The sequence below is a fragment of the Daejeonella oryzae DSM 19973 genome (genome assembly GCF_000422945.1).
Lineage (GTDB): Bacteria > Bacteroidota > Bacteroidia > Sphingobacteriales > Sphingobacteriaceae > Daejeonella > Daejeonella oryzae.
The window spans coordinates 1-5,782 of sequence record NZ_AUHA01000011.1; the positions used below are offsets into that span (position 1 = coordinate 1).

The window sequence follows — 5,782 nt, forward strand, 5'->3', positions numbered from 1 at the left end:
TTATGTTAAACATACAAACGTCACTTATTTTTAATAAAATAAGTTTTGGTAAGTTGTTGGATTCTGTTACCTTTGCACTCCGCAATCGAGAGATAGCGGGATGTTCTCAGAGAGTTTGGTGGAGGTTAAAAAATCGGTTGTTGTGTATATGACAGTGCAGATTTGGGAGTTTGAAAGCCCTCTGATTATTTTCACAAATAATTAGGAAGGATCAAAAATTTTTCTACCTTTGCAATCCCAAACGGGGAGAGACTGAGCGAGTCATTAACTACGCTACCTGAAAACGCGATGTCGGAAGGAAAAACAAAGCAAGATTTGAAACAGGAACTGGTAACAGGGACTGATAAAATATAAGCCAAAGCGGGATGCCCAGGCGCAACGTTCTTTAAAGAAATGTCAAGTAGCGTAACGAGTAAATAAGAAACTCGTTTTTTATAGTCGATAGACTAATATAGATACAACACGCTCGATCTCGCAAGAGTGAAGAGTAAGATTCTATTTGAGATATAATAGGGTCAAGACAAACAATCATTTTTACAATGGAGAGTTTGATCCTGGCTCAGGATGAACGCTAGCGGCAGGCCTAATACATGCAAGTCGAACGATACCAGAGAGCTTGCTTTCTGGGAAAGTGGCGCACGGGTGCGTAACGCGTATGCAACCTACCTTTATCTGGGGGATAGCCTCTCGAAAGAGAGATTAACACCGCATAACATCAACGAACGGCATCGTTCAATGATCAAATATTTATAGGATAAAGATGGGCATGCGTGTCATTAGCTAGTTGGTGAGGTAACGGCTCACCAAGGCGACGATGACTAGGGGATCTGAGAGGATGACCCCCCACACTGGTACTGAGACACGGACCAGACTCCTACGGGAGGCAGCAGTAAGGAATATTGGTCAATGGAGGCAACTCTGAACCAGCCATGCCGCGTGCAGGAAGACGGCCCTACGGGTTGTAAACTGCTTTTATTCGGGAATAAACCTTTTTACGTGTAAGAAGTTGAATGTACCGAAAGAATAAGGATCGGCTAACTCCGTGCCAGCAGCCGCGGTAATACGGAGGATCCAAGCGTTATCCGGATTTATTGGGTTTAAAGGGTGCGTAGGCGGCTTATTAAGTCAGGGGTGAAAGACGGTGGCTCAACCATCGCAGTGCCTTTGATACTGATGAGCTTGAATACACTAGAGGTAGGCGGAATGTGACAAGTAGCGGTGAAATGCATAGATATGTCACAGAACACCAATTGCGAAGGCAGCTTACTATGGTGTTATTGACGCTGAGGCACGAAAGCGTGGGGATCAAACAGGATTAGATACCCTGGTAGTCCACGCCCTAAACGATGAATACTCGATGTTAGCGATATACAGTTAGCGTCTAAGCGAAAGCGTTAAGTATTCCACCTGGGGAGTACGCCCGCAAGGGTGAAACTCAAAGGAATTGACGGGGGCCCGCACAAGCGGAGGAGCATGTGGTTTAATTCGATGATACGCGAGGAACCTTACCCGGGCTTGAAAGTTACTGAATGATTTAGAGATAGATCAGTCCGCAAGGACAGGAAACTAGGTGCTGCATGGCTGTCGTCAGCTCGTGCCGTGAGGTGTTGGGTTAAGTCCCGCAACGAGCGCAACCCCTATGTTTAGTTGCCAGCATGTAATGATGGGGACTCTAAACAGACTGCCTGTGCAAACAGAGAGGAAGGAGGGGACGACGTCAAGTCATCATGGCCCTTACGTCCGGGGCTACACACGTGCTACAATGGGCAGTACAGAGGGCCGCTACCTGGTAACAGGATGCCAATCTCAAAAAGCTGTTCACAGTTCGGATTGAGGTCTGCAACTCGACCTCATGAAGTTGGATTCGCTAGTAATCGCATATCAGCAATGATGCGGTGAATACGTTCCCGGGCCTTGTACACACCGCCCGTCAAGCCATGAAAGTTGGGGGTACCTGAAGTATGTTACCGCAAGGAGCGTCCTAGGGTAAAACCGATAATTGGGGCTAAGTCGTAACAAGGTAGCCGTACCGGAAGGTGCGGCTGGAATACCTCCTTTCTAGAGAGTGATATTGACTACACTCGTTATGCTACATTGATATTCTTTATAAAAAAACAAACGATAACCCAAAAGGTGAGCCATCAGGAGTGCACCGGGGAGATACGGGATTGATAGGGAGAGAATCAAGAAGATTTGTGAATGAGAAATCTCACTACTCAGATCTTGACTGCTCACTATTTATTATAGTCCCATAGCTCAGCCTGGTTAGAGCACTACACTGATAATGTAGGGGTCAGCAGTTCAAATCTGCTTGGGACTACCATATAAACTCAACTTTTCGGGGGATTAGCTCAGCTGGCTAGAGCACCTGCCTTGCACGCAGGGGGTCAACGGTTCGAATCCGTTATTCTCCACACTTGATTAATCTAAGGATTAGTCAAATCGTTCTTTGACATATTGGAAAAAAGTAATTGAAAGAGAAGACAACAGTAGGGACAACCCTGTGGTTGTTTACAACCATAGTCAGTTGATCTCAATTATAAAAAAGCATTTTTATCCGAGCAAAAGGCGGATAAGAAGAAGAAAGTAAGAAAGGGCACACGGGGGATGCCTTGGCTCTCAGAGGCGATGAAGGACGTGATAAGCTGCGATAAGCTTCGGGTATTAGCAAATATGAATTGATCCGAAGATTTCCGAATGGGGAAACCTGGCTGGTTGAAGACCAGTCGCAAATATGCGCAAACCCGCTGAACTGAAACATCTAAGTAAGCGGAGGAAGAGAAAACAATAGTGATTTCCTGAGTAGTGGCGAGCGAAAGGGAAACAGCCCAAACCAGCATTGTTACGGCAATACTGGGGTTGTAGGACTACGATGTGGTATATCAAAGTGAAGCAGAACAGGTTGGGAAACCTGGCCATAGAGCATGAAAGCTGCGTACGCGTAAGCAATGATAACCTAGTAGGATCCTGAGTACCGCGAGGTCGGAGACGCCTTGTGGGAATCTACCGGCACCATCCGGTAAGGCTAAATACTCCTGAGAGACCGATAGTGAACTAGTACCGTGAGGGAAAGGTGAAAAGAACCGCGAATAGCGGAGTGAAATAGAACCTGAAACCGTGTGCTTACAAGCGGTCGGAGCAGACTTGTTCTGTGACGGCGTGCCTTTTGCATAATGAGCCTACGAGTTACTCCTCTCTGGCAAGGTTAAGTGATTAAGTCACGAAGCCGAAGCGAAAGCGAGTCTGAATAGGGCGTATAGTCAGAGGGGGTAGACGCGAAACCTTGTGATCTACCCATGAGCAGGTTGAAGGTGCGGTAACACGTACTGGAGGACCGAACCGATAAACGTTGAAAAGTTTCCGGATGACTTGTGGGTAGGGGTGAAAGGCTAATCAAACTGGGAAATAGCTCGTACTCCCCGAAATGTTTTTAGGAACAGCGTGGTGGTTAAGTTTAACAGAGGTAGAGCTACTAATTGGGTGCGGGGGAGTCAAATCCTACCAAATCCAGATAAACTCCGAATGCTGATTAAATATACACTGCAGTGAGGCCCGGGGTGCTAAGGTCACGGGCCGAGAGGGAAAGAACCCAGACCATCAGCTAAGGTCCCAAAATTACCGCTAAGTTGAACTAACGAGGTCCGATTGCACAGACAGCTAGGATGTTGGCTTGGAAGCAGCCATTCATTTAAAGAGTGCGTAACAGCTCACTAGTCGAGCGATCGGGCATGGATAATAAACGGGCATTAAGTGGTATACCGAAGCTATGGATTTACGTTGCAATAGTACGTGAGTGGTAGGGGAGCATTCTGTCATCAGTGAAGCTACAGGCGTTAGCCGTGGTGGAGAGGACAGAAAAGCAAATGTAGGCATAAGTAACGATAAGGCGGGAGAGAAACCCGCCCACCGAAAGACTAAGGTTTCCTGATCAACGCTAATCGGATCAGGGTTAGTCGGGGCCTAAGGTGTACCCGAAGGGGGAAGCCGATGGACAATGGGTTAATATTCCCATACTTTTTATAACTGCGATGTGGTGACGGAGTAGTGACACTGCCGCGATCTGACGGAATAGATCGTTAAAAGGCGTAGGTATTGAGACTGTAGGCAAATCCGCAGACTTAGCTGAAACCCAATAGTACTGCAAACCTTCGGGGGCGTAGATAGAGCAGGTAAACAGACTTCCAAGAAAACCCGCTAAGCTTCAGGTTATAAAAACCCGTACCGTAAACCGACACAGGTAGTCGAGGAGAGAATCCTAAGGTGCTCGAGTGAATCATGGCTAAGGAACTCGGCAAAATGGCCCTGTAACTTCGGGAGAAGGGGCGCCAATGGCAACATTGGCCGCAGTGAAAAGGCCCAGGCGACTGTTTAACAAAAACACATGGCTTTGCAAAATCGAAAGATGAGGTATAAGGCCTGACACCTGCCCGGTGCTGGAAGGTTAAGAGGGGATGTTAGTCGCAAGGCGAAGCATTGAATTGAAGCCCCAGTAAACGGCGGCCGTAACTATAACGGTCCTAAGGTAGCGAAATTCCTTGTCGGGTAAGTTCCGACCTGCACGAATGGTGTAACGATCTGGGCGCTGTCTCAGCCATGAGCTCGGTGAAATTGTGGTATCGGTGAAGACGCCGGTTACCCGCAACGGGACGGAAAGACCCCATGCACCTTCACTACAACTTAACATTGATATTGGATACAGGATGTGTAGGATAGGTGGGAGTTAGTGAAGCGGCTTCGCCAGGAGTCGTGGAAACAACCTTGAAATACCACCCTTTCTGTATACGGTGTCTAATCCCGCTCAGCGGGAGACATTGTTTGGTGGGTAGTTTGACTGGGGTGGTCGCCTCCAAAAAGGTAACGGAGGCTTTCAAAGGTAAGCTCAGTACGCTTGGTAACCGTACGGGGAGTGCAATAGCATAAGCTTGCTTGACTGTGAGACAGACAAGTCGATCAGGGTCGAAAGACGGATATAGTGATCCGGTGGTTCTGCATGGAAGGGCCATCGCTCAAAGGATAAAAGGTACGCTGGGGATAACAGGCTGATCTCCCCCAAGAGCTCATATCGACGGGGAGGTTTGGCACCTCGATGTCGGCTCGTCACATCCTGGGGCTGGAGAAGGTCCCAAGGGTTCGGCTGTTCGCCGATTAAAGTGGCACGCGAGCTGGGTTCAGAACGTCGCGAGACAGTTCGGTCCCTATCTGTTGTGGGCGTAGGAAGTTTGAGTGGGGCTGACCTTAGTACGAGAGGACCGGGTTGGACCAACCGCTAGTGAATCTGTTATGCCGCCAGGTGTACTGCAGAGTAGCTACGTTGGGAATAGATAAGCGCTGAAAGCATCTAAGTGCGAAACTAGCCACAAGATGAGACTTCCATTGAGGGCCGTCAGAGACTATGACGTTGATAGGCTATAGGTGTAAAGGTGGTAACATCATAGCCAAGTAGTACTAATTACCCGAAGCTTTCTTCATGCACCCAAACCCTTGCGGCTTGGCATGCATAAGGCAGATAGAATATATTGTTGTTTTCTTATTCAAGTACTTTTTCCAGTGTGTTAAGATATTAGTAGTGAAATTCAGAAGTGAGTAGTTCCAAGGAACTTCAAACGGATGAACGGAAGCTCAAAAGCTTTAGGTGCCTATATCGTCGGTGTCCACCTCTTCCCATTCCGAACAGAGAAGTTAAGCCCGCCAGAGCCAATGGTACTGCCGTAACAGGTGGGAGAGTAGGTCGGTGCCCAATTTTATAATCAAAGCCTTGTCCCTTAAAGACAAGGCTTTTTTT

Annotated in this window: 2 tRNA genes and 3 rRNA genes; all 5 read left to right on the forward strand. The window is 47.7% G+C overall.

The window, feature by feature from the left end:
• Positions 1–536: 536 nt before the first annotated feature.
• Positions 537–2,058: ribosomal RNA gene (locus G521_RS0113135) — 16S ribosomal RNA — on the forward strand.
• A gap of 187 nt (positions 2,059–2,245) precedes the next feature.
• Positions 2,246–2,323: transfer RNA gene (locus tag G521_RS0113140), tRNA-Ile, on the forward strand.
• A gap of 17 nt (positions 2,324–2,340) precedes the next feature.
• A tRNA-Ala gene (locus G521_RS0113145) sits at positions 2,341–2,414 on the forward strand.
• Between the two features lie 165 nt (positions 2,415–2,579).
• Positions 2,580–5,469 (forward strand): 23S ribosomal RNA (locus tag G521_RS0113150).
• Between the two features lie 159 nt (positions 5,470–5,628).
• Positions 5,629–5,740, forward strand: a 5S ribosomal RNA gene (gene rrf, locus G521_RS0113155).
• Together the 16S, 23S and 5S rRNA genes with 2 tRNA genes alongside form the textbook arrangement of a ribosomal RNA operon.
• Positions 5,741–5,782 lie beyond the last annotated feature (42 nt).